16 protein-coding genes and 1 riboswitch are annotated in these 19,871 nt (G+C 71.7%); of the genes, 4 read left to right on the forward strand and 12 right to left on the reverse strand.

The window, feature by feature from the left end; genetic code table 11:
* Nucleotides 1-420 precede the first annotated feature (420 nt).
* Together GSY65_RS15095 and GSY65_RS15100 are read left to right on the forward strand one after the other, a co-directional pair.
* Nucleotides 421-1,191 (forward strand): ABC transporter ATP-binding protein, encoded by a 771-nt coding sequence (locus GSY65_RS15095; protein ID WP_159768467.1) that lies wholly within the window; start codon nt 421-423, stop codon nt 1,189-1,191.
* Nucleotides 1,192-1,322: 131 nt separating this feature from the next.
* Nucleotides 1,323-3,860, forward strand: coding sequence for an ABC transporter permease (locus tag GSY65_RS15100; protein ID WP_159768470.1), 2,538 nt, complete (start codon nt 1,323-1,325; stop codon nt 3,858-3,860).
* A 72-nt stretch (nt 3,861-3,932) separates the two neighbouring features.
* Here GSY65_RS15100 and GSY65_RS15105 read toward each other — a convergent pair whose 3' ends face one another.
* Together GSY65_RS15105 and GSY65_RS15110 are read right to left on the reverse strand one after the other, a co-directional pair.
* The gene (locus GSY65_RS15105; RefSeq protein ID WP_159768473.1) at nt 3,933-5,237 is read right to left on the reverse strand and encodes an SAM-dependent methyltransferase; all 1,305 of its coding nucleotides are present in this window, start codon (nt 5,235-5,237) and stop codon (nt 3,933-3,935) included.
* Between the two features lie 393 nt (nt 5,238-5,630).
* A complete protein-coding gene (locus tag GSY65_RS15110; RefSeq protein ID WP_159768476.1) occupies nt 5,631-7,022 on the reverse strand; it encodes an NAD(P)/FAD-dependent oxidoreductase in 1,392 nt (463 codons plus the stop codon).
* Between the two features lie 597 nt (nt 7,023-7,619).
* Between GSY65_RS15110 and GSY65_RS15115 the strand changes: the two genes are divergently transcribed.
* Both GSY65_RS15115 and GSY65_RS15120 read left to right on the forward strand, forming a co-directional pair.
* The gene (locus GSY65_RS15115) at nt 7,620-7,892 is read left to right on the forward strand and encodes a type II toxin-antitoxin system Phd/YefM family antitoxin (RefSeq protein WP_159768479.1); all 273 of its coding nucleotides are present in this window, start codon (nt 7,620-7,622) and stop codon (nt 7,890-7,892) included.
* On the forward strand, nt 7,889-8,158 hold the full coding sequence (locus GSY65_RS15120) for a type II toxin-antitoxin system RelE family toxin (RefSeq protein WP_159768482.1): 270 nt from the start codon (nt 7,889-7,891) through the stop codon (nt 8,156-8,158). Before GSY65_RS15115 ends, GSY65_RS15120 begins: the two co-directional genes overlap by 4 nt.
* Nucleotides 8,159-8,162: 4 nt before the next feature.
* Here the strand turns inward: GSY65_RS15120 and GSY65_RS15125 are convergent, their stop codons facing one another.
* The 10 genes from GSY65_RS15125 to GSY65_RS15170 form a co-directional block, all read right to left on the reverse strand.
* Nucleotides 8,163-9,104, reverse strand: coding sequence for a Ppx/GppA phosphatase family protein (locus GSY65_RS15125; protein WP_159768485.1), 942 nt, complete (start codon nt 9,102-9,104; stop codon nt 8,163-8,165).
* Nucleotides 9,101-9,706, reverse strand: coding sequence for a DUF501 domain-containing protein (locus GSY65_RS15130; RefSeq protein ID WP_159768488.1), 606 nt, complete (start codon nt 9,704-9,706; stop codon nt 9,101-9,103). The genes GSY65_RS15125 and GSY65_RS15130 overlap by 4 nt, the downstream gene beginning before the upstream one ends.
* Nucleotides 9,707-9,739: 33 nt before the next feature.
* Entirely contained in the window at nt 9,740-10,216 is a 477-nt protein-coding gene (locus tag GSY65_RS15135; protein ID WP_159768491.1) for an FtsB family cell division protein, read from the reverse strand.
* 200 nt (nt 10,217-10,416) lie between these two features.
* Entirely contained in the window at nt 10,417-11,697 is a 1,281-nt protein-coding gene (gene eno, locus GSY65_RS15140) for a phosphopyruvate hydratase (RefSeq protein WP_159768494.1), read from the reverse strand.
* Nucleotides 11,698-12,148: 451 nt separating this feature from the next.
* Nucleotides 12,149-12,880 (reverse strand): LysM peptidoglycan-binding domain-containing protein, encoded by a 732-nt coding sequence (locus tag GSY65_RS15145; RefSeq protein WP_159768497.1) that lies wholly within the window; start codon nt 12,878-12,880, stop codon nt 12,149-12,151.
* Between the two features lie 4 nt (nt 12,881-12,884).
* A riboswitch (cyclic di-AMP (ydaO/yuaA leader) is annotated at nt 12,885-13,084 on the reverse strand.
* A 182-nt stretch (nt 13,085-13,266) separates the two neighbouring features.
* On the reverse strand, nt 13,267-14,286 hold the full coding sequence (locus GSY65_RS15150) for a LysM peptidoglycan-binding domain-containing protein (RefSeq protein WP_159768500.1): 1,020 nt from the start codon (nt 14,284-14,286) through the stop codon (nt 13,267-13,269).
* A gap of 186 nt (nt 14,287-14,472) precedes the next feature.
* A complete protein-coding gene (locus GSY65_RS15155; RefSeq protein ID WP_201452796.1) occupies nt 14,473-15,708 on the reverse strand; it encodes a cytochrome P450 family protein in 1,236 nt (411 codons plus the stop codon).
* Nucleotides 15,709-15,809: 101 nt separating this feature from the next.
* Nucleotides 15,810-17,921 (reverse strand): tetratricopeptide repeat protein, encoded by a 2,112-nt coding sequence (locus GSY65_RS15160; protein ID WP_159768506.1) that lies wholly within the window; start codon nt 17,919-17,921, stop codon nt 15,810-15,812.
* 42 nt (nt 17,922-17,963) lie between these two features.
* A complete protein-coding gene (locus tag GSY65_RS15165; RefSeq protein ID WP_159768509.1) occupies nt 17,964-18,962 on the reverse strand; it encodes a nucleoside triphosphate pyrophosphohydrolase in 999 nt (332 codons plus the stop codon).
* 182 nt (nt 18,963-19,144) lie between these two features.
* Nucleotides 19,145-19,810, reverse strand: coding sequence for a SurA N-terminal domain-containing protein (locus tag GSY65_RS15170; RefSeq protein WP_159768512.1), 666 nt, complete (start codon nt 19,808-19,810; stop codon nt 19,145-19,147).
* Nucleotides 19,811-19,871 lie beyond the last annotated feature (61 nt).

A 19,871-nucleotide genomic window follows, 5' to 3' on the forward strand; every position in this document is an offset into this window, starting at 1 on the left:
ACCCGGCGTATGCGGAATGACGGAATTTCACCGCCCGAACGAGCGACCGCCGGATGACCCGCACGGTGACGGCTGACTCGTGTAGGCCAAACCGTCCGAATACCGCCGCTCCCCGGCCCCTCCGGTCTGCCGTCCGCACCCACCCCGGGACCCGTCCTGCTGACCGCTGCGGGCTCCGCCGTCGTCCCTGTCCAGAGGGCCGCCGTCCTCCCCGCCTCGGGGGCCTCGGTCATACCCAGGTATGACGGGACGCCCCTGTGTCCGCCGGAAGTCTGCCCCCGGAACCGGAACAGCGGCTGACTACACGGCGGCCCCGCGTCGGCACGATGGAGACAGCGCTGGAACGCCGGACCCGGCCCGCCCCCGGCGCACCTCCCTCGAACCGTCCAAACGCCGTCGCCCCGACAGGAGTTCCCACCCGTGACCACCACTCCCCTCGCCGACCGGGCCACCGCCGTGGCCGCCCGCGCCACGGACCTGTCGAAGGTCTACGGGCAGGGCGAGACCCGGGTCGTCGCCCTGGACCGGGTGACCGTCGACTTCCGTCAGGCCCAGTTCACCGCGATCATGGGTCCCTCTGGTTCCGGCAAGTCCACGCTGATGCACTGCGTGGCGGGCCTGGACAGCTTCTCCTCCGGTTCCGTGCGCATCGGCGACACCGAGCTGGGCTCCCTGAAGGACAAGCAGCTCACCAAGCTCCGCCGCGACAAGATCGGCTTCATCTTCCAGGCGTTCAACCTGCTGCCGACGCTGACCGCGCTGGAGAACATCACCCTCCCGATGGACATCGCGGGCCGCAAGCCGGACAAGCAGTGGCTGGACACCGTGATCGGGATGATCGGTCTCGCCGACCGGCTGAGCCACCGGCCCTCCCAGCTCTCCGGCGGCCAGCAGCAGCGCGTCGCGGTCGCGCGGGCCCTCGCCTCCCGGCCGGACATCATCTTCGGCGACGAACCCACCGGGAACCTCGACTCCCGCTCCGGCGCCGAGGTGCTGGGCTTCCTGCGCAACTCCGTACGGGAACTGGGGCAGACGGTGGTCATGGTGACGCACGACCCGGTGGCCGCGGCGTACGCGGACCGCGTCGTCTTTCTCGCCGACGGACGGATCGTCGACGAGCTGTACGAGCCGACGGCGGACTCCGTCCTGGACCGCATGAAGCGGTTCGACGCCAAGGGCCGCACCAGCTAGTGCCGCGACGGGCAACGTTCGCCCCGTCGCGGCACCAGGTCCTCAAGCGGCGGCGTTCGCCCGCCCCGGTCGGCCGCAGCGCCCGCCGCCCCGTCCACCTCACCACCCGACCCCGAACAGGGACCCCTTTCATGTTCCGTACCGCCCTGCGCAACGTGCTCGCGCACAAGGCCAGACTCCTGATGACCGTGCTCGCCGTGATGCTGGGCGTCGCCTTCGTGTCGGGGACGCTGGTCTTCACGAACACGATCTCGGAGGCCTACCAGAAGAGTTCCGCGAAGGGCTTCGACCAGGTGGACGTCGCGATCCAGCAGACGTACCGCCCGGACGAGGGCGACCGCATCGCCGAGCAGCCGAAGCTGACGCCCGCGCTGCTGGCGAAGGTCGAGCGGGTGCCCGGCGCGAAGTCCGCGACCGGGGTCGTCACCGGCTTCACCGCCCTCGCCGACCAGGACGGCAAGCTCGTCGGCGGCGGCTTCCAGACCCAGGGCGGCAACTACTGGGGCGAGGACGACCCCCGGTACCCGATCACCAAGGGCCGTGCGCCCCGCGGCCCGGACGAGATCGCCATCGACGCGAAGACCGCCGAGCGCGCCGGGTACGGGGTCGGCGACACCGTCCGGCTGTCCGTCGACGGCCCGGTCCTCACGCCGAAGGTCAGCGGGATCTTCACGACGGACGACGGCAACGTGGCCGCCGGCGGCAGCCTCACCCTCTTCGACACGGAGACCGCACAGAAGCTCTTCCACAGCGAGGGCGAGTACGACGAGATCACCGTGACCGCGGCCCCCGGCACCGGCCAGGACCGGCTCCGGTCGGCCGTCGACGCGGTGGTCCCCGAGGACGTCGCCACCACGGTCACCGGTGAGCAGCTCGCCGACCGGCAGGCCACACAGATCGCCGCGTCCATGAGCGGCCTGAAGAACGGCCTGCTGGTCTTCGCCGGCATCGCCCTGTTCGTGGGCACGTTCATCATCGCCAACACCTTCACGATGCTGGTCGCCCAGCGCACCAAGGAGCTGGCCCTGCTGCGGGCGGTGGGCGCCTCCCGCCGCCAGGTGACCCGTTCGGTGCTGATCGAGGCGTTCGTGGTGGGCACGGTCGCCGCGGTCGCCGGTCTGGCCGTCGGTGTCGGCATCGGCGCCGGGATGCGGTCGCTGATCGGCACGCTCGGCGACACGGTGCCCGACGGCCCGCTGGTGGTCTCCCCCGGCACGGTCGCCACGGCCCTGCTGGTCGGCGTCCTGATCACCATGCTGGCGGCCTGGCTGCCGGGGCGCCGCGCGGCGAAGATCCCGCCGGTGGCGGCGATGAGCAGCGTGCACGCGCAGGCCACGACCCGGTCCCTCGTCGTGCGGAACACGATCGGCGCGCTGTTCTCCGGCGCGGGCATCGCGACCGTCCTGTACGCCACGACCCTGGAGGGCTCCGACGGCCAGGTCCCGATGGGGATCGGCGCGGTGCTGCTGATCATCGGGGTGTTCGTGCTGACGCCGCTGCTGTCCCGCCCGCTGATCGCGGCCGCCGCCCCGGTGCTGCGCGTCTTCGGGGTCTCCGGCAAGCTCGCCCGGCAGAACTCGGTGCGCAACCCGCGCCGCACCGCCGCCACCGCCTCGGCCCTGATGATCGGTCTGACCCTGATCACGGGCATGACGGTGATGGCGGGCAGCCTGCAGACCGCCATCGGCAAGATGGCCGCCGACTCCATCACGGCGGACTACGTCGTCTCGATGGCCAACGGCAACTACCTCTCCCCCGACGTGGAGAAGAAGCTCGCCGGCACCGAGGGCGTCACGGCGGTCTCGCCGCTGCGCAACGCCGCGTCCCGCATCGAGGGGCAGACGGAGTACGTCACCGGGGTCAACGGCGGCGCCATCGGCGAGCTGACGAAGTTCGCGGTCGACGAGGGGGCGTTCCGGGTCGGCGGCCCCGAGGTCGTGGTGGACACGGAGACCGCGCGGCGGAACGGCTGGAAGGCCGGGACGTCGTTCACGGCCGGCTTCGAGGGCGGCGAGCGGCAGAAGCTGACCGTGGCCGGGGTCTACGAGGCCAACGAGCTGATCCGCGGCATCCTCATGGACAACGGGACGCTGGAGCGGCGGCTGCCCGCCGACACCCTCCCGGCCGACATGATGGTGATGGTGAAGACGTCGTCCGGTGCCTCGGACGCCGCCAAGGACCGGCTGGCGAAGGCCCTCGGCGACAACCCCGCGATCAAGATCCAGGACGGCGACGACCTGTCCGCGGACATCGCGCAGATGTTCACGCTGATGCTGAACCTGCTGTACGGCCTGCTGGCGATGGCCGTGATCGTCGCGGTGCTCGGGGTCATCAACACGCTCGCCATGTCGGTCTTCGAGCGGTCCCAGGAGATCGGGATGCTCCGCGCGATCGGCCTCGACCGCCGCAACATCAAGCGGATGGTGCGCCTGGAGTCCCTCGTCATCTCCCTGTTCGGCGGTGTCCTCGGCATCGGTCTCGGTGTCTTCTTCGGCTGGGCGGCCGGTGAACTGGTCGCCTCCCGGATGCCGACGTACGAACTGGTCCTGCCGTGGGCCCGGATGGGAGTCTTCCTGCTGCTGGCCGGAACGGTCGGCGTCCTGGCCGCGATGTGGCCGGCCCGGCGCGCGGCGAAGCTGAACATGCTGGCCGCGATCAAGGCGGAGTAGGGGCGCCGCCACGTCACGACGGCCCGAGGGGCCCGTTCCCGCGAGGAACGGGCCCCTCGGGCGTCCGGGCGGTCAGCCGCTCCAGGTGCGGGTCCTGAGCGGCAGCCCCGAGTCGCCCCCTTCCGGTGTCCGCACGGCGAGGACCTGGTTGACGCCGAGTCGGTTGCGTTCGAAGCCGAGGGCGGAGGCGGCCATGTACAGGCGCCACACGCGGGCCCGGCCGGGTCCGGCGAGGGTGACGGCCCGGGACCAGTGCGCTTCGAGGTTCGCGACCCAGGCGCGCAGCGTGAGGCCGTAGTGCTCGCGCAGGGACTCCACGTCGCGGACCTCGAACCCGGCGCGTTCGAGCTGGGTCACGGTGGTGCCGATGGGGGCGAGTTCACCGTCGGGGAAGACGTAGGCGTCGATGAACCCGTCGATGGAGTACGTGCTCTCGTCGGACCGGGGCCGCCGTGAGATCTGGTGGTTCAGGAGCCGTCCGCCGGGCCGGAGCAGGGCGTACAGGTCCTGCGCGTACTCCAGGTACTTGTCGGCTCCGACGTGTTCGGCCATGCCGATGGAGGAGATGGCGTCGTAGGGCCCGTCGGTGACGTCCCGGTAGTCCTGGACGCGGATCTCGATCCGGTCGGTCAGCCCTTCGTCCGCGACGCGTTTGCGGGCGTACGCGGCCTGTTCCTGGGAGAGGGTGACGCCGACGACGTGGACGCCGTACTCACGGGCGGCGTGCACGGCCATGGAGCCCCAGCCGCAGCCGACGTCGAGGAGGCGCTGCCCCCGTGCGAGGGCGAGCTTGCGGCAGACGAGGTCGAGCTTGGCGCGCTGGGCGGCTTCGAGGGTGGTGGTGCCGTCGCCGGTCTCCCAGGAGGCGCAGGAGTACACCATGGACGGGCCGAGGACGAGTTCGTAGAAGTCGTTGCCGACGTCGTAGTGGTGGCTGACGGCCCGTTTGTCGGTGCGTCTGGTGTGCAGGTGGCGGGTTCTGCGCACCTCCTCGCGGGGCGGCTCGGGCGGCACCAGCACGGCGGGTCCGGCCAGTTTCAGCAGCCCACGGACGGCCGCGCGGGCCTGAGGGTCACGCAGGGCGTCGACGATGCCCGGGGCGTCGTCGTCCCGCTCCCACACATGCCCGGCCATCAGGTCCAGCACGGCGTACAGGTCCCCCTCGACGCCCAGGTCACCGGCGACCCAGCCGCGGGCCAGGCCCAGTTCACCCGGCTTCCACAGCAGCCGGCGCAGGGCCCTGCGGTTCCGTACCACCAGCGCGGGGGCCTGAGGGGGGCCGGCCTCCGAACCGTCCCACGCCCGAAGCCGGACCGGGAGCGGGCTCCCGAGCACCTGCTCGAACAGGGTCCTCAGCCGCGACGCGGCGTCCTGCATGGCGCACACCTCCGTGACAGCAGATCCCGGAATGTCCAACGCCACGGTAAACACGGGCGGGGCCTCGCCGTAGTCCCGGTAGGGGGTGTGTTTCGGCTGCGGGTGAGCGGGGGCCGCTCGCGCCCACGCGGCGGAGCCGTATGAGCGACCGCCCCGCGCCCCTGAAGGCATGGCCCCGCGGCCCGGTCTTCATCGAGTAGCACGGGGCGCAGCCCCGGCGCTTCTCGGGGGCGCGGGGAACCGCGCGAGAAACCACGACGCACCGGCACCCGCCGGCGAACGCGCACCCCCGAGCCACCAGGCCCCCCAGACCGCCCGGAAACGCCGAAGGACCCCCCGCACCACGGATGGCGGAAGGTCCTTCGGGCCGAACGAAGAGGTGACCGACGAAGGTCAGGAGGCCTTGGCCTTCTCCTCGGTCTTGGCGGCGGCCGCAGCCGCGGGGACCGGCGCCGGCTTGGCCGCCTCGTAGAACTCCTCGCGGGGAGACTCGATGGCGCCGAGCGAGACGACCTCGCGCTTGAGGAACATCGCGAGCGTCCAGTCCGCGAAGACGCGGATCTTGCGGTTCCAGGTCGGCATGGCCAGACCGTGGTAGCCACGGTGCATGTACCAGGCGAGACGACCCTTGAGCTTGATCTTCATCTTGCCCATGACGATCATCGCGACGCCCTTGTGCAGGCCGAGACCCGCCACCGCGCCCTTGTTGGAGTGCGCGTACTCCTTCTGCGGGAAGCCCCGCATGCCGGAGACCACGTTGTCGCCGAGGACCTTCGCCTGACGCAGCGCGTGCTGCGCGTTCGGCGGGCACCAGGCGTTCTCGACGCCGGCCTTGCGGGCGGCGACGTCCGGGACCTGCGCGTTGTCGCCGGCGGCCCAGATGTAGTCGGTGCCCTGGACCTGGAGGGTCGGGGCGGTGTCGACGTGGCCGCGGGGGCCGAGCGGCAGACCGTAGCGGGAGAGGACCGGGTTGGGCTTGACGCCGGCGGTCCAGACGATCGTGTTGGAGTCGACCTCCAGGCCGTTCTTCAGCACGACGTGGCCGTCGACGCAGGACTCCATGGAGGTGTTGAGGTAGACCTCGACCCCACGGCCCTCCAGGTGCTCCTTGCCGTACGCGCCGAGCTTCGGGCCGACCTCGGGGAGGATCTTGTCCGCGGCGTCGACGAGCACGAACCGCATGTCCTCGCGGGACACGCTCTTGTAGTACTTGGCGGCGTCGCGGGCCATGTCCTCGACCTCGCCGATGGTCTCCGCGCCGGCGAAGCCACCGCCCACGAAGACGAAGGTGAGCGCCTTGCGCCGGACGTCCTCGTCGGTCGTGGAGTCGGCCTTGTCGAGCTGCTCCAGCACGTGGTTGCGCAGGCCGATGGCCTCCTCGATGCCCTTCATGCCGATGCCCTGCTCGGCGAGGCCGGGGATCGGGAAGGTGCGGGAGACGGCGCCGAGCGCGACGACCAGGTAGTCGAAGGGCAGCTCGTACGCCTCGCCGACCAGCGGCGCGACGGTGGCGACCTTGCGGTCCTGGTCGATGGTGGTGACCCGGCCGGTGAGGACCTCCGCCTTGGGAAGCACGCGTCGCAGCGGGACGACGACATGCCGCGGGGAGATGCTGCCGGCGGCGGCTTCGGGGAGGAAGGGCTGGTAGGTCATGTACGACCGGGGGTCGACGACCGTGACGGTCGCCTCTCCGTAGCGCATCTTCTTGAGAATGCGCCGAGCTGCGTACAGGCCTACGTACCCACCGCCTACTACGAGGATCCTGGGACGCTCCGTGGTGCTCATGCCATCGAGTATGTACCCGCCATCCGGGGGGTGCTCGTGCGCCCCTTCACAAGCTTCCCCAGGCCCTCTGCTACACTGCGCGGCCCTCGAGATCCAGATCATCACCCGACGAGGGAACCCCACCGCACGACCGACCGTTGTCAATGCCGCGTGAACTGCCCTTCCGGCTCCGCGGACCCTTCGCGGACACCCCGATGGGACCCCACTCCCCACCCGCACGAGCACCCTCCGGAAGCCCTTCCGGGACACCCTCCCGACCTCTCGGGGGCCCCGGAGGCTCTGCACAGCCTCAAAACGTCGCCCAACAGGGCCGATTCTCTTGTGAAGAACTTCACGAAGTTTTCCGGCGAGGCGTCAACGAGGGGAGTCCGAACACCCCTCGAAGGCGCTCATACGTTATCCGAACAGCTCAACAGAGGCTACCGACGGGTAGTAAAGAGGCCCTCACGAGCACCCCGGCACCCCGGCACCCCGGGAGGGACACCCGGGAACCGGCCGCGCGAATACGCGACGGACCAGGCGATTCCGCCGAGGATCGCGCACGGGCACTACTCCCGAACCGAGCCAGGTGTACACGCTCACGCGTACACTGATCTCGTGACTGAGAACACCGTGACCGTACGGGAAGCCCGCGCGCACCTCGCCGACCACATCAACCGGGCCGAGGAAGGCGTTCCGACCGTCATCACGCGCAACGGCGCTCCGGTCGCGGCCGTGGTTCCGATCGCGGACTTCGAGGCGCTGGAGGAAGCGGCAGACGTGATGTTGGCGCGCGAAGCCGAAGCGGTCCTGGCCGAGGGCGGTCCCACCGTGACGATGGCGGAACTGCTCGCGGATCTGTTCACCGAGCACGACGGCGAAACGGCGTGAAGTACGCATTCCGGTTCACCGCGGCGGCGCAGCGGCAGCTCCGGTCCGTCACCCGGCCCGACGCCATGCGCATCCTGGCCGCGCTGACCGCACTCGGTGAGGACCCGTATCGCCAGGACGTCGACGTCAAGAAGCTCACCGGCCCGTCCGGGCTCTACCGGCTCCGGGTCGGAAGCTACCGGGTCGCCTACCAGGTCAACGATGGTGAACTCGTCGTTCTCGTCGTCAAGGTGGGCGACCGCCGGGACGTCTACCGCAACCTGTAGGCGGTCAGGCCAGGGACCAGCCGATGCCGTCCAGGATGTCGTGCTCGCTCACCACGACCTCCGCGGCCCCGATCCGCTCCATGATCGCGAGCAGGACGAGCGCGCCCGCCCCGATCACGTCCACCCGGCCGGGATGCATCGAGGGGATCGCGGCCCGCTCGGCGTGCGTGGAGCGCAACAGCCCCTCGGTGATCTCCCGGACCCGCTCGTAGGGGATCCGGGAGTGGTGGATGGCCGCCGAGTCGTACGCGGGGAGGTCCTGGGCGATCGCGGACAGCGTCGTGACGGACCCGGCCAGCCCCACCAGCGTGTGGGCCTCCCCCAGCGGCACGGTGCGCTCCGCGAGGTCCAGGGCGGCCTCGATGTCGGCGCGCACGGCCGCGATCTGCTCGGGGGCGGGGGGATCGACGACGGCGCCGTCGCGGACGAGGTGGCGCTCCGTCATCCGCACACAGCCGATGTCCACGGAGCGCGCGGCGCGCACGTGGTCGTCGCCGACGACGAACTCCGTGGAGCCGCCGCCGATGTCCACCACCAGGAACGGCTTGGTCAGGTCGTCCCGGCCGAGCAGCTCCCTGGTGGCGCCGGTGAAGGAGAACTCGGCCTCCTGGTCACCGGAGATCACCTCGGGCTCCACGCCGAGGATGTCCAGGACGCCCCGGACGAATTCGTCCCGGTTCTCCGCGTCCCGCGAGGCGGACGTCGCGACGAACCGCAGCCGCTCGGCGCCCAGTTCCTTGATGACGGCCGCGTACTCCCGGCACGCGGCGAACGTCCGCTGCAGCGCCTCGGGCGCCAGCCGGCCCGTGCGGTCGACGCCCTGGCCGAGCCGGACGATCGTCATCCGGCGCTCCAGGTCGACGAGTTCACCCGTCGCGGGGTCGGCGTCGGCGACCAGCAGCCGGATGGAGTTGGTACCGCAGTCGATGGCAGCGACACGGGTCACTGGGCGTCCTCCTCCGGGGCGACGGGCCTGAACGCGGAGTAGCCGGACTCGCCGGCGTCCACCGCCGCGCCCTCACGCGTCGGCGGCGTCGCGGGAATCACGCACGGCCCCTTCGCCCACCACTCCGGCAGCATCGCGAGCGCCTCGTCGCCGAGCGGGTTCACCCCGGGCCCGGCGGCCAGCGAGTGCGCCACGAGGACGTGCAGGCACTTCACCCGGTCCGGCATGCCGCCCGCGCTCGGAAAGCCCTCCAGGACCTCGATCTCGTCGCGGCGGGCGATGTAGTCGTCGTGCGCGGCCCGGTAGGCGGCGGCCAGTTCGGGGTCGGTCGCCAGCCGCTCCGTCATCTCCTTCATCACGCCGTTCGCCTCCAGCGTGCCGATCGCGGAGGCGGCCCGCGGGCACGTCAGGTAGTACGTCGTCGGGAACGGCGTCCCGTCCGGCAGGCGCGGCGCCGTCTCGACGACGTCCGGCTGCCCGCACGGGCAGCGGTGCGCGATCGCGCGCAGTCCGCGCGGCGGGCGCCCGAGCTGCTGCTGGAAGGCCTCGACGTCCGCGTCGGTGGGCTCGGTGCGCGCAGTGGAGGGCGGGGGCGTGTCCATACCTGTACGTAAGTCCTCTGGAGCTCTGGTCGGTTACTGGGCGGCGGCGTCGGCCTTGTCGACCCCGTCCCAGACGTTGGTGTACCAGGGGAGGTGGGCCGCCCCCTGCGTCGTGCGGGACTGCTTCGCCGCGTCCGGGTCGATCATGATGTAGCCGGTCTCGCCGGGCATGACGTAGTGCAGCCGCTCCCGGATGCGCTGCTCGGCGTACGCGTCGTCCTGCCAGCGCGCCTTGAGGTCGCGCAGCTCCTCGACGCGCTCGCGCGCCTCCTGGCGCTCCCGCCGCATGTCGGCGATCTCGGCGCGCTGGGAGACGTACTGCCTTATGGGATAGGCGAGGGCCACGATCATCGAGCAGAGGACGAGGGCGAGCAGCGCGGCCCGGCCGGTGAGCCGGGAGCGGCGGGCCTGGCGCCGGGTCTGGGAGCGGTAGACCCGGGCCGCCGTCTGCTCGCCGAGCAGCTTCAGCCGGGTCGCGGTGGAGAAACGGTCCCGGTCCTTCACGGGCATGCCCCACTTCCCCTTCCTACGGGCCCTACGTGCGTACGTCCCCGCACACGGTACGGGACCGCGTACGGGGACGTACGTGCGACGCTTCCTACTGCCGCCCTACGGGGGGCAGCCGGCCGGGCAGGCCGGGACCGGTCAGCCCTTGCTGTGCCCGTGGTCCGCGAAGCGGACGGCGGGAAGGCCGGGCAGGCCGGGACCGGTCAGCCCTTGAAGCGCGGGAAGGCGCTGCGGCCGGCGTACACCGCGGCGTCGTCGAGGATCTCCTCGATGCGCAGCAGCTGGTTGTACTTGGCGACGCGGTCCGAGCGGGCCGGGGCGCCGGTCTTGATCTGACCGCAGTTCACGGCGACGGCGAGGTCGGCGATGGTGACGTCCTCGGTCTCGCCGGAGCGGTGGGACATCATGCACTTGAAGCCGTTGCGCTGGGCCAGCTCGACGGCGTCCAGGGTCTCGGTGAGCGAGCCGATCTGGTTGACCTTGACCAGCAGCGCGTTGGCCGCGCCCTCCTCGATGCCGCGGGCGAGGCGCTCGGGGTTGGTGACGAACAGGTCGTCGCCGACGAGCTGCACCTTGTCGCCGAGGCGCTCGGTGATGGTCTTCCAGCCGTCCCAGTCGTCCTCGAACAGCGGGTCCTCGATGGAGACGAGCGGGTACGCGTCGACCAGCTCCGCGTAGTAGTCCGTCATCTCGGCGGCGGTGCGCTCCTTGCCCTCGAAGACGTACACGCCGTCCTTGTAGAACTCGGAGGCGGCGACGTCGAGGGCCAGGGCGATCTGCTCGCCGGGGGTGTAGCCGGCCTCCTTGACGGCCTCGAGGATGAGGTCGAGGGCCGCGCGGTTGGAGTCCAGGTTCGGGGCGAAGCCGCCCTCGTCGCCGAGGCCGGTGTTCAGGCCCTTGCGCTTCAGGACCTTCTTGAGGGTGTGGTAGACCTCGGCGCCCCAGCGCAGGGCCTCGGAGAAGGACTCCGCGCCGATCGGGGCGATCATGAACTCCTGGATGTCCACGTTGGTGTCGGCGTGCGAGCCGCCGTTCAGGATGTTCATCATCGGAACGGGCAGCAGGTGCGCGTTCGGGCCGCCCAGGTAGCGGAACAGCGGCAGGTCGCTGGCCTCGGAGGCGGCGTGGGCGACGGCGAGGGAGACGCCGAGGATGGCGTTGGCGCCGAGGGAGCCCTTGTTGTCGGTGGCGTCCAGGTCGAACATGGCCTGGTCGATCAGGCGCTGCTCGGTGGCGTCGTAGCCGACCAGCTCCGGGCCGATCTGCTCGATCACGGCGAGGACGGCCTTCTCGACGCCCTTGCCGAGGTAGCGGTTGGGGTCGCCGTCACGGAGCTCGATGGCCTCGAAGGCGCCCGTGGAGGCGCCGGACGGGACGGCGGCACGACCGGTGCTGCCGTCGTCGAGGCCGACCTCGACCTCGACCGTGGGGTTGCCTCGGGAGTCCAGGATTTCCCGGGCTACGACGACGTCGATGGACGGCACGAGCATCTCCTTCTTGGGATGTGACGCGTTGGTGCGGGGCCGCGGGGGCCATGCGACTAGAGCCTAACCGCCCCGGGGCCGTCGGCAGCCGACCGACCGTCCCGTGGACAGACAGACCGTACCCATTGTTCCAGCCCGGAACAAAGGGGGGTGGGCGGGAAAGTGAACAGAGGGAGTGGACGGAGGGGGCGCGGCGGGCCCGGAGACGGAAAAACCCCGCCCCGGTGCGTACGGGGGAATGCGCACCGGGGCGGGGAGCCCGTGGGGTCGGGGGGACGGCCTCACGAGGTCTTCACTCAGGAGCCCACGGCTGCGAGGGGACCCTGGTTCAGCCGGGGAGCGGCCTTTTTTCGGCCCGGCCGAACCACGGTCCCGACCTGGCCGAACCACGGTGCCGCCCCGGCCGCGGCGGACCGGGATCCGGCCGCGGCGGACCGTCGGGGTCAGGCCGTCAGCTCAGGTGGAGCTGCTGGCCGGGGTAGATGAAGTCGGCGTCCTCGATGATGTCCTTGTTCAGCTCGAAGAGCTTCTCCCAGCCACCCTCGACGTTCTTCTTCGCGGCGATGCCGCTGAGGGTGTCGCCCTTGACGACCTTGTACTCGCCGTCGCCCTTCTTGACCTTCTTGCCGGTCGGGGTCTCGACGGTGGCGCGCTCGGAGGAACGCGAGGCGCGGGTCTCCTGGGTGTCCTGCGGCGCGGAGGAGGGCGCGGAGGAGGAAGAGGAGGACGACGAGGACGAGGACGAGGACGAGGAGTCCGAGCCGGAGTCGCCGGAGGAGGCGGCGGCACCGTCGTACGAGGCGCTGGACAGGCCCGTGCCGCAGACCGGCCAGGCACCCTTGCCCTGGCCCGCGAGGACCTTCTCGGCGACGGCGATCTGCTGGGCCTTGCTGGCCTGGTCGGCGGTGGAGGCGTACTGCGTGCCGCCGTACGCGGCCCAGGTGGAGGCGGAGAACTGCAGACCGCCGTAGTAGCCGTTGCCGGTGTTGATGGACCAGTTGCCGCCGGACTCGCACTGGGCGACGGCGTCCCACTCGGACTCGGTGGCGGCGGAGGCGCTGCCGGCGGCCACGAGCGGGGCGGCTATCGCGGCGGCACCGGTGACACCGGCGACGGCGATGGCACGGGCAGACCGGTGGAAAGCGGACGGACGGCGGTGCTTGGCCTTGCTGGAAAACAGCATGGAGTGATCCCCTCACCGACGCCTACGAGGTGAGCTGTCGGGTTCGGGCCGGTTGAGTTGCCCGGCCGCGTCCGCTCGCCTTCCGGCTCACGTGACGCGGCTTCACCCCGAGCCGGTACCGGCGGTGTGGCCCCGAAGGGCGTCAACCGCCGGACCCGGCGCAAACCTTGGGTCCCCCGCTCCTGCCTACGGCGCTTGACGCGACGACTGTTCCGAGCGGCCGTCGGCAGGATTCGGCGTGACGACCGCAGGGGCCCGCTGTGGCGAGCGGTCACGACCGTAAACACGTGAATCGCCGAATTTCAAAGACGATCAGGGGGTCTGTGATTCATCTCCCACCGAGATCAAAACGGGCATTCAGGGTCGAACCATGACCCGAACTGCCGCTACTTTTCGCCCGTTTCGGCATCGACTTCCAGGGTCTGACCGGGAAGGATGAGGTCCGGGTCGGTTCCGACCGTGCCCTCGTTCTCGGCGTACAGCTCCCGCCACCCGCCGCCCACCTCAAGGGAGTCGGCGATGGCCGTCAGACTGTCGCCGGGGCGGACCGTGTACGAGCCGTCGACGGCCTCACGGGAGCCGTCGCCGCCACGGGAGGCGTGACGGCCGCTGGAGGCGTCGTCGCGGGAGTCTGCCGCGTCGGTGTGGACGCCCTCCTCGGCGCTGGCGCCACGGTGGCGACCGGTGCCGGCGTCGGCATCGCCACTGCTGGAAGCGGTGTCGTCCGACGCGGAGCTGTCCGAGCCGTCGCCCTGGGTATCGGCATCGGCCGAGCCGCCGGACTCCCGCGAACCGCCGGCGCGGTCGGAGTCCGAGGACGCGGAGGAGCCGCCCGTGCCCGCGTCGGCCCGGTTGGAGCCCTCGGCGACACGGGAGGACGAGTCCGAAGAACCGGACGAATCGCCCGAGTCGGAGGAAATGGACGAGCCGCTGGACTTGGTCGAGTTGCCGGATGAAACGGAGGAGTCGGTCACATCACCCGAACTGGATGAATCGCCCGCCACGCCGGTGTTCACGTCGGCCGGGGCCGAGTCGCCGTCGAGGTTGTGCAGGAGTCCGCAGGTCGACCAGGCGCCGACTCCCTGGTCGTCGAGGATTCTCTCGGCGACCGCGATTTGCTGCGAACGGCTGGCCTGGTCGGGGCTGGTCGCGTAGGCGAGGCCACCGTGGTTCTCCCAGTCGGCCTGGGAGATCTGGAGGCCGCCGTAGCGCCCGTTCCCGGTGTCCGCGCTCCAGGAGCCGCCGCTCTCGCACTCCGCCACCTGGTCCCAGGTGGTTCCACTGGCCGCGCTGGCGCCTGCGGCGCCGAGGAACGGGATGGCGATGGCGGAGCCGGTCACTCCGGCCGCGACCAGGAGCGCCGGAGCCTGACGGGGGCGACGGTGACGACCGTTCCCGGAGAGCATGCGGTTGCCTTTCACACGACAGCAGAGACCTGTGCGGAGGATGTGACGACCTCTCGCACTGACGTGTGAACGTATCCGTAGACGATCAGGTGTCACAAGTTAATGCAGCGGAGATCACGTGAAGATCACGAACTTGAGGGTGTGTCACCTTCTGCCGCTGTTCCTGATAGGGGTACGGGCCGTTGATCAGCCCTGACGCGGTGTGAACTCGACGGGCAGGGTGCGCAGTCCGCGCATGATGAGCCCGCCGCGCCAGCGCAGGTCGGCGGGGTCCGCCGCGAGCCGCAGGTCGGGCAGGCGGGTGAGGAGCGTCGCGAGCGCGGTCTGCCCCTCCAGTCGGGCGAGGGGCGCGCCCAGGCAGTAGTGGATGCCGTGGCCGTAGCCCAGGTGCTGGTTGTCGCGGCGGGACAGGTCGAGGGTGTCGGGGTCGGCGAAACGGGCCGGGTCGCGGTCGGCCGCGGCGAGGACGACCAGCACCGGGTCTCCGGGCGCGATGTCCTGTCCGCCGACGGTGAGCGGCTGCGTGGCGAACCGCCAGGTGGCCAGCTCCACGGGACCGTCGTAGCGCAGGAGTTCCTCGACGCCGGTCTCCAGCAGGGCGGTCTCGCCCGCGGCGAGGGAGGTCTGGAGGCGGGCGCGCTGTTCGGGGTGGGTGAGGAGGGCGTAGGTGCCGTTGCCGATGAGGTTGACGGTGGTCTCGAACCCCGCGAACAGGAGGATGAACGCCATGGCGGCGGCCTCGTTCTCGGTGAGGTGCTCACCGTGGTCCGAGGCGCGGATCAGACCGGAGATGAGGTCCTCGCCGGGGGTCGGTTCGGCGGGCAGCGCCTCCCGCTTGCGGTGGATGAGGTCCGCGAGGTAGCCGCGCATCTTCTTCACCGACCTCGCGACCCCGCCGCGCGGTCCGCCGCCGTGCCGGATCATCATGCCCGCCCAGTCCCGGAAGTCGTCCTGGTCCTCACGGGGGACGCCGAGCAGGTCGCAGATCGCGTGGATGGGCAACGGGAAGGCGAACTCGTGGATGAGGTCGGCTTCTCCCTTCTGCGCGAACCGGTCGATGAAATCGTCCGTCAGCTCCTGGACCCTGGGGGCGAACTCGGCGACCCGGCGCGGCGTGAACGCCTTGGAGACGAGGCGGCGCAGCCGGGTGTGGTCCGGCGGGTCGATGTTCAGCAGATGCGTCATCAACTCGGCCTTGCGCTCACCGGGGATACCGGTCTTGCCCTTGGCGTGCGCGGGTTCGGCGTGGTGCGCCGGGTTCTTGGACAGGCGCTGGTCGGCGAGGGCCTGCTTGGCGTCGGCGTACCGGGTGACCAGCCACGCCTCCACACCGCTGGGCAGCTTCGTACGGTGCACGGGGGCGTGCTCGCGCAGCCACGCGTAGGCGGGGTAGGGGTCGGTGGCGAACTCCCAGGTGAACAGGTCGGGCGCCGGGGCCGGGTCCCGATCGGGGGCCGAGGCGGGGGCCGGCTGCGGCTGGGAGTGGGGCTGCGGCTGGGAGTGGGGCGGGTGGGGCTCGTTGGTCACTCGTCGACGGTATCGGGCCGGTCGGCGGGGGGTACGGGCAGCAGGCCCAGGTCGCGCAGGGCGTGGTACTGGTCCAGTTCGGCGGCCTTGTGGAGCCACTTGTCGGCTCCCTCGGTGTCCCTGCGCCGGCGGTGGTAAAGCGACAGCCAGTAGGCGGCGTCACCGCTGCCCTGTGCGGCGTCCTCGTGGAGCAGGTCCCTCACCTCGTCGGAGGGGGTGTGGCCCCTGCGGAGGAGAAGGGCGCCGAGATGGCGGGACGCGGCAGGGTGGCCCGCCTCCTTGGCCTCGCGGAAGAGCCGCTCCGCCTCCTCGTCGTGGTCACCGAGGCTGTGCAGGTACGCGGCGAGCACGTGCACGGCGTGGGCGTCGCCACGCGCGGCAGCGCGGCGGAGCCAGTCCTCCGCGTCGCTGCTCCTCCGGTAGTACAGGGCCCGCCCCAGGCTCGTGGACGCCTCCTCGTGGCCGGCCTGGACCGCCCTGACCAGCCAGCGCAACGCGTCGGCCTGTCCGGACCCCAGCAGCAGATCGCCCAGCTCGTGCGCCGCCGCCCCGTCCCCCGCCTCGGCCGCGGTCCGCAGCAGCGCCTCCGCCCGTTCGCGGTGCAACCGCCCCGCCTCGCGCGCCGCCTGGACGCTTCCGCCCCGCGCGGCGATCTCCAGGTACCGGATCGCGGCCACCTCGTCCCCGGCGTCCACCAGGTGCGCCGCCCACTCCTCGGCGGCCTCCCGGTGCCCGGCCTCGGCGGCCCTGCGGATCAGGCCCTCGCGTTCCTCGCCGTCCACCCGCGCGGCGAGCGCGACCATCAGGTCCGTGTCGCCGGCCTCGATCCGCGGGCGCAGCGCCGCGCGGGCGGCGTCGAGCACGGCCTCGCGGTCGATCCGCACGCCGCTCTCCGCCGCGTCCAGCAGCAGCCACCACACCGTGTCCGGCACCGGCTCCAGGTCCTCCGCGCGCAGATCCTCCGCACGCAGGGCCTCCGCCTCCGCGACCAGCGCCCCGTACGCCCGCCAGGTGCGGTACTCCTCACCGGCCACGAGCAGGCCCGAGACCCCGAACATGCGGGTGGTGGCCCAGGCGAGGGCGTCCTCGAAGGACTCGCGCTCCTCCGTGCCGTACTGCTCCTGCACCTGGCGGAGCAGATCCGTCGGTACGGCGTCCTTCACTCCGCAGCGCGCCAGGTCGACGGCGGCCCGGACCAGCAGCTGTCCGCGCGGGTGCTCCACCTTGGTCCCCGGCCGCCGCCACTCGTCGTACATGGTGTGCCCGATCGCGAAGTAGGACGCGGCGCCCTCCTTGCCGCTCCACATGTACGCCGGGTACGCACGCGGGTCGTCGAGGTCCTTGAGGCGGTCCAGCTCGGCGTCGCTCCACTCCCGCGGCACCTCGACCGTGCGGGCCTTGGCCAGGGCGAAGCCGATGGGGTCGCTCTTCATCCGGCGCTGGTAGTACTCCTCGGAGCGCATGGTGCCGAGCAGGACCGCGCCGAGGCCGGCGAGCCGCCCCAACAGCCGCCGGTCCAGGCCGTCCTCGCCGAGGTGGTCGGTCAACTCGTCCAGCCAGACGACGTACTTGCCGGGCTCGCCCTTCAGCGCGGCGAGCACCTCCCGCAGGTCCTCCCCCGGGTCGGGGGCGTACAGCCGGTACCCCTCCAGCGAGCGCACCCCGTGCCAGGCGGTGTACGACTTGCCCACGAACCGCTCGCCGAGGACCAGCACCAGCCCGCTGTGGGCGAGTTTGGCGCGCAGGTCATCGTCGCAGTCGCGCGGCACGTACGGCGGCACGTCGGCCTGGCCCGGTATGTGCCGGGTCGGGCCGACGCCGAACTCCAGGGGCTGCACCTCGCCGACCGGCCGCCACGCGGCCGGGTCGAGCGCGCTGCCGTGGCGGTCGTGCTCGGCGGCGGCGCGGTCCCCGGGGGCCGCGGCGCGGTGCTCGTCGGCCGAGGGCCCGTACGGGGCGTGGCCGATGTGGCGGCCCTGGATGACGAAGCCGTTGCTGACGGTGCCGGTGAAGGCGTTGCCGATGTCGCCCCCGGCGGCGATGGAGTTGCTGCCGGTGGCCCGCACCGACCGCTCGCCCCCGGTCTCGTCGTCCGACTCCCGACCCACTCAAGCCCCCATGCGCCGCGACCACCCGTGTGGACAACGGTACTAAGCGTTCAGCCCTTCGGCGGCCCTTACGGCGTCACGGTACGAGCGGGCGGCCGCCCGGAGCGCCGCCTCCGGGTCGACGCCCTCGGCCTCGGCCCGTGCGGCCATGGCCAGCAGGTCGTACCCGATGCCGTCGCCCGCGGGGAGCGGGACGTCCAGGCCCGCCGTGCGGACGCGGGAGGCGAGCTTCGAGGCGAGCGCCAGGCCGGGCTGGCCGAGGGGTATGCCGTCGGTCACCGACTCACGCCGCTTCTCGACGGCCTTGGTGCGCAGCCAGTGCTCCTTGACCTCCTCCGGGGTGGTGGCGGTGGCGTCGCCGAAGACATGGGGGTGGCGGTGGATGAGCTTGGTGACGATGGTGGCGGCCACGTCGTCGATGGAGAAGGGCGCCTCGGGGTCCTCCTCGGCGATCCGGGAGTGGAAGACGACCTGGAGGAGGACGTCGCCCAGTTCCTCGCGGAGTTCGTCCCGGTCGCCGTCCTCGATCGCCTCCACCAGTTCGTAGGCCTCCTCGATGCCGTACTTGGCGAGGCCCTGGTGGGTCTGGCGGGAGGACCAGGGGCATTCCTCGCGGATACGGTCCATGACCTGGATCAGGTCGAGGAGGCGGGCGCCGGGGAGGTCGTAGGAGGCGGGGAGGAGCTCCAGTGACGGCATGCTCGGGCGGCCGGAGCCGGCGAGGCGGGCGAGGCCGTCGGTGAGGCGGGGTTCCCCCTCGGCGGTCGCCACGACGACCACGGTGCGGTCCCCGGCGCAGGCGTCGACCAGGTCCTCGGCGGTCGGGGCGGCCTGCTCGACCGTGATGCCGGCCTCGCGCAGATAGGGCAGCTGCGGGTGGGCCTCGTCGGCGCAGAGGACGCGGTCGGCGTCGCGCAGGGCCTGCCAGGCGGGCCAGGAGAGCAGACCGGGTGCGACGCGGTGGCTGGTGGTGAGCAGGACGACCCGGCCGGGGCCGGGGGCCGTGGTGGCGGGGGCGTCGTCGGAGCGGTGTGCGTTCACCCCACGAACGTAACCCACGCCACCGACACCCCCCGAAGTTGTCCACAGGCACGGGCGGGCGCGGCACCCCGACGGCAGGCACCCCGACGAATGGCACCCCGACGAGCGGGACACCGACGGGCGGGAGGCCGCGGGCCGCGGTGTGGTGACGGCCGGTGGGCCGGGCCCTCGCCGGGCCCGGCTCAGGCCGGCTGCTGGGCCGCCTTCGTGACCTCCCTGACCCACGGCGTCTTGATGTCCGCCAGGCCGAGCCGGCCGTCCTGGGCGACGCCCCAGGAGCCGTAGCGCGGGTTGAGGTCGACGCCGAGTTCGTCGGACGCGGCGGCCATGGCCTTCCAGAAGACGGTGCCGCCCTCGGGGCTGTTCATGTCGGCGCCGAGCGCGGTGGCGAGCTTCTGGACCTCGACGTCGCTGCGGAGGCTCTCCTCCAGGTGCTCGGGGGCGACGCTGTACTGCTGGAGCCAGGCAGCCTCCAGCGCCTGGGAGCCGCCCGCCTGGCGCTCCAGGTCCGAACGGTACTTCTGGACCTCCTTGCGGGTGACCGTCACGCCGGCGTCCTGAAGGGCCCGGTCGAGGACCTTCTCCAGGACCATGCCGTTCAGCGTGTTGCGGGTGAGGGTGCCGGTCTGGGCGACGAGGCGCTGGTACTGGGCGTCGTCCCCGCTCGCGGCGCGCTGGGCGGTGCGCACGTCGTTCACCCGGTTCTCCAGTTGCGCGACCGTGATCCGCTCGCTGCCCACGACGGCCGCGGCGCCGGGATGCGCGTCGCTCCCGCAGGCGGTCAGAAGGGGAGCCGCCGCGGCGATCGCGGCGGAGAGGACGAGCGCGGTGCGACGACGGCGGTGCAAGTTGGCCTCCCGAGGAGATTGTGCGACGGTGCACAAGGTCTTGCGGTGATCGATGGTAGGC

The sequence above is a fragment of the Streptomyces sp. HM190 genome (genome assembly GCF_009857135.1).
GTDB lineage: Bacteria > Actinomycetota > Actinomycetes > Streptomycetales > Streptomycetaceae > Streptomyces > Streptomyces heilongjiangensis.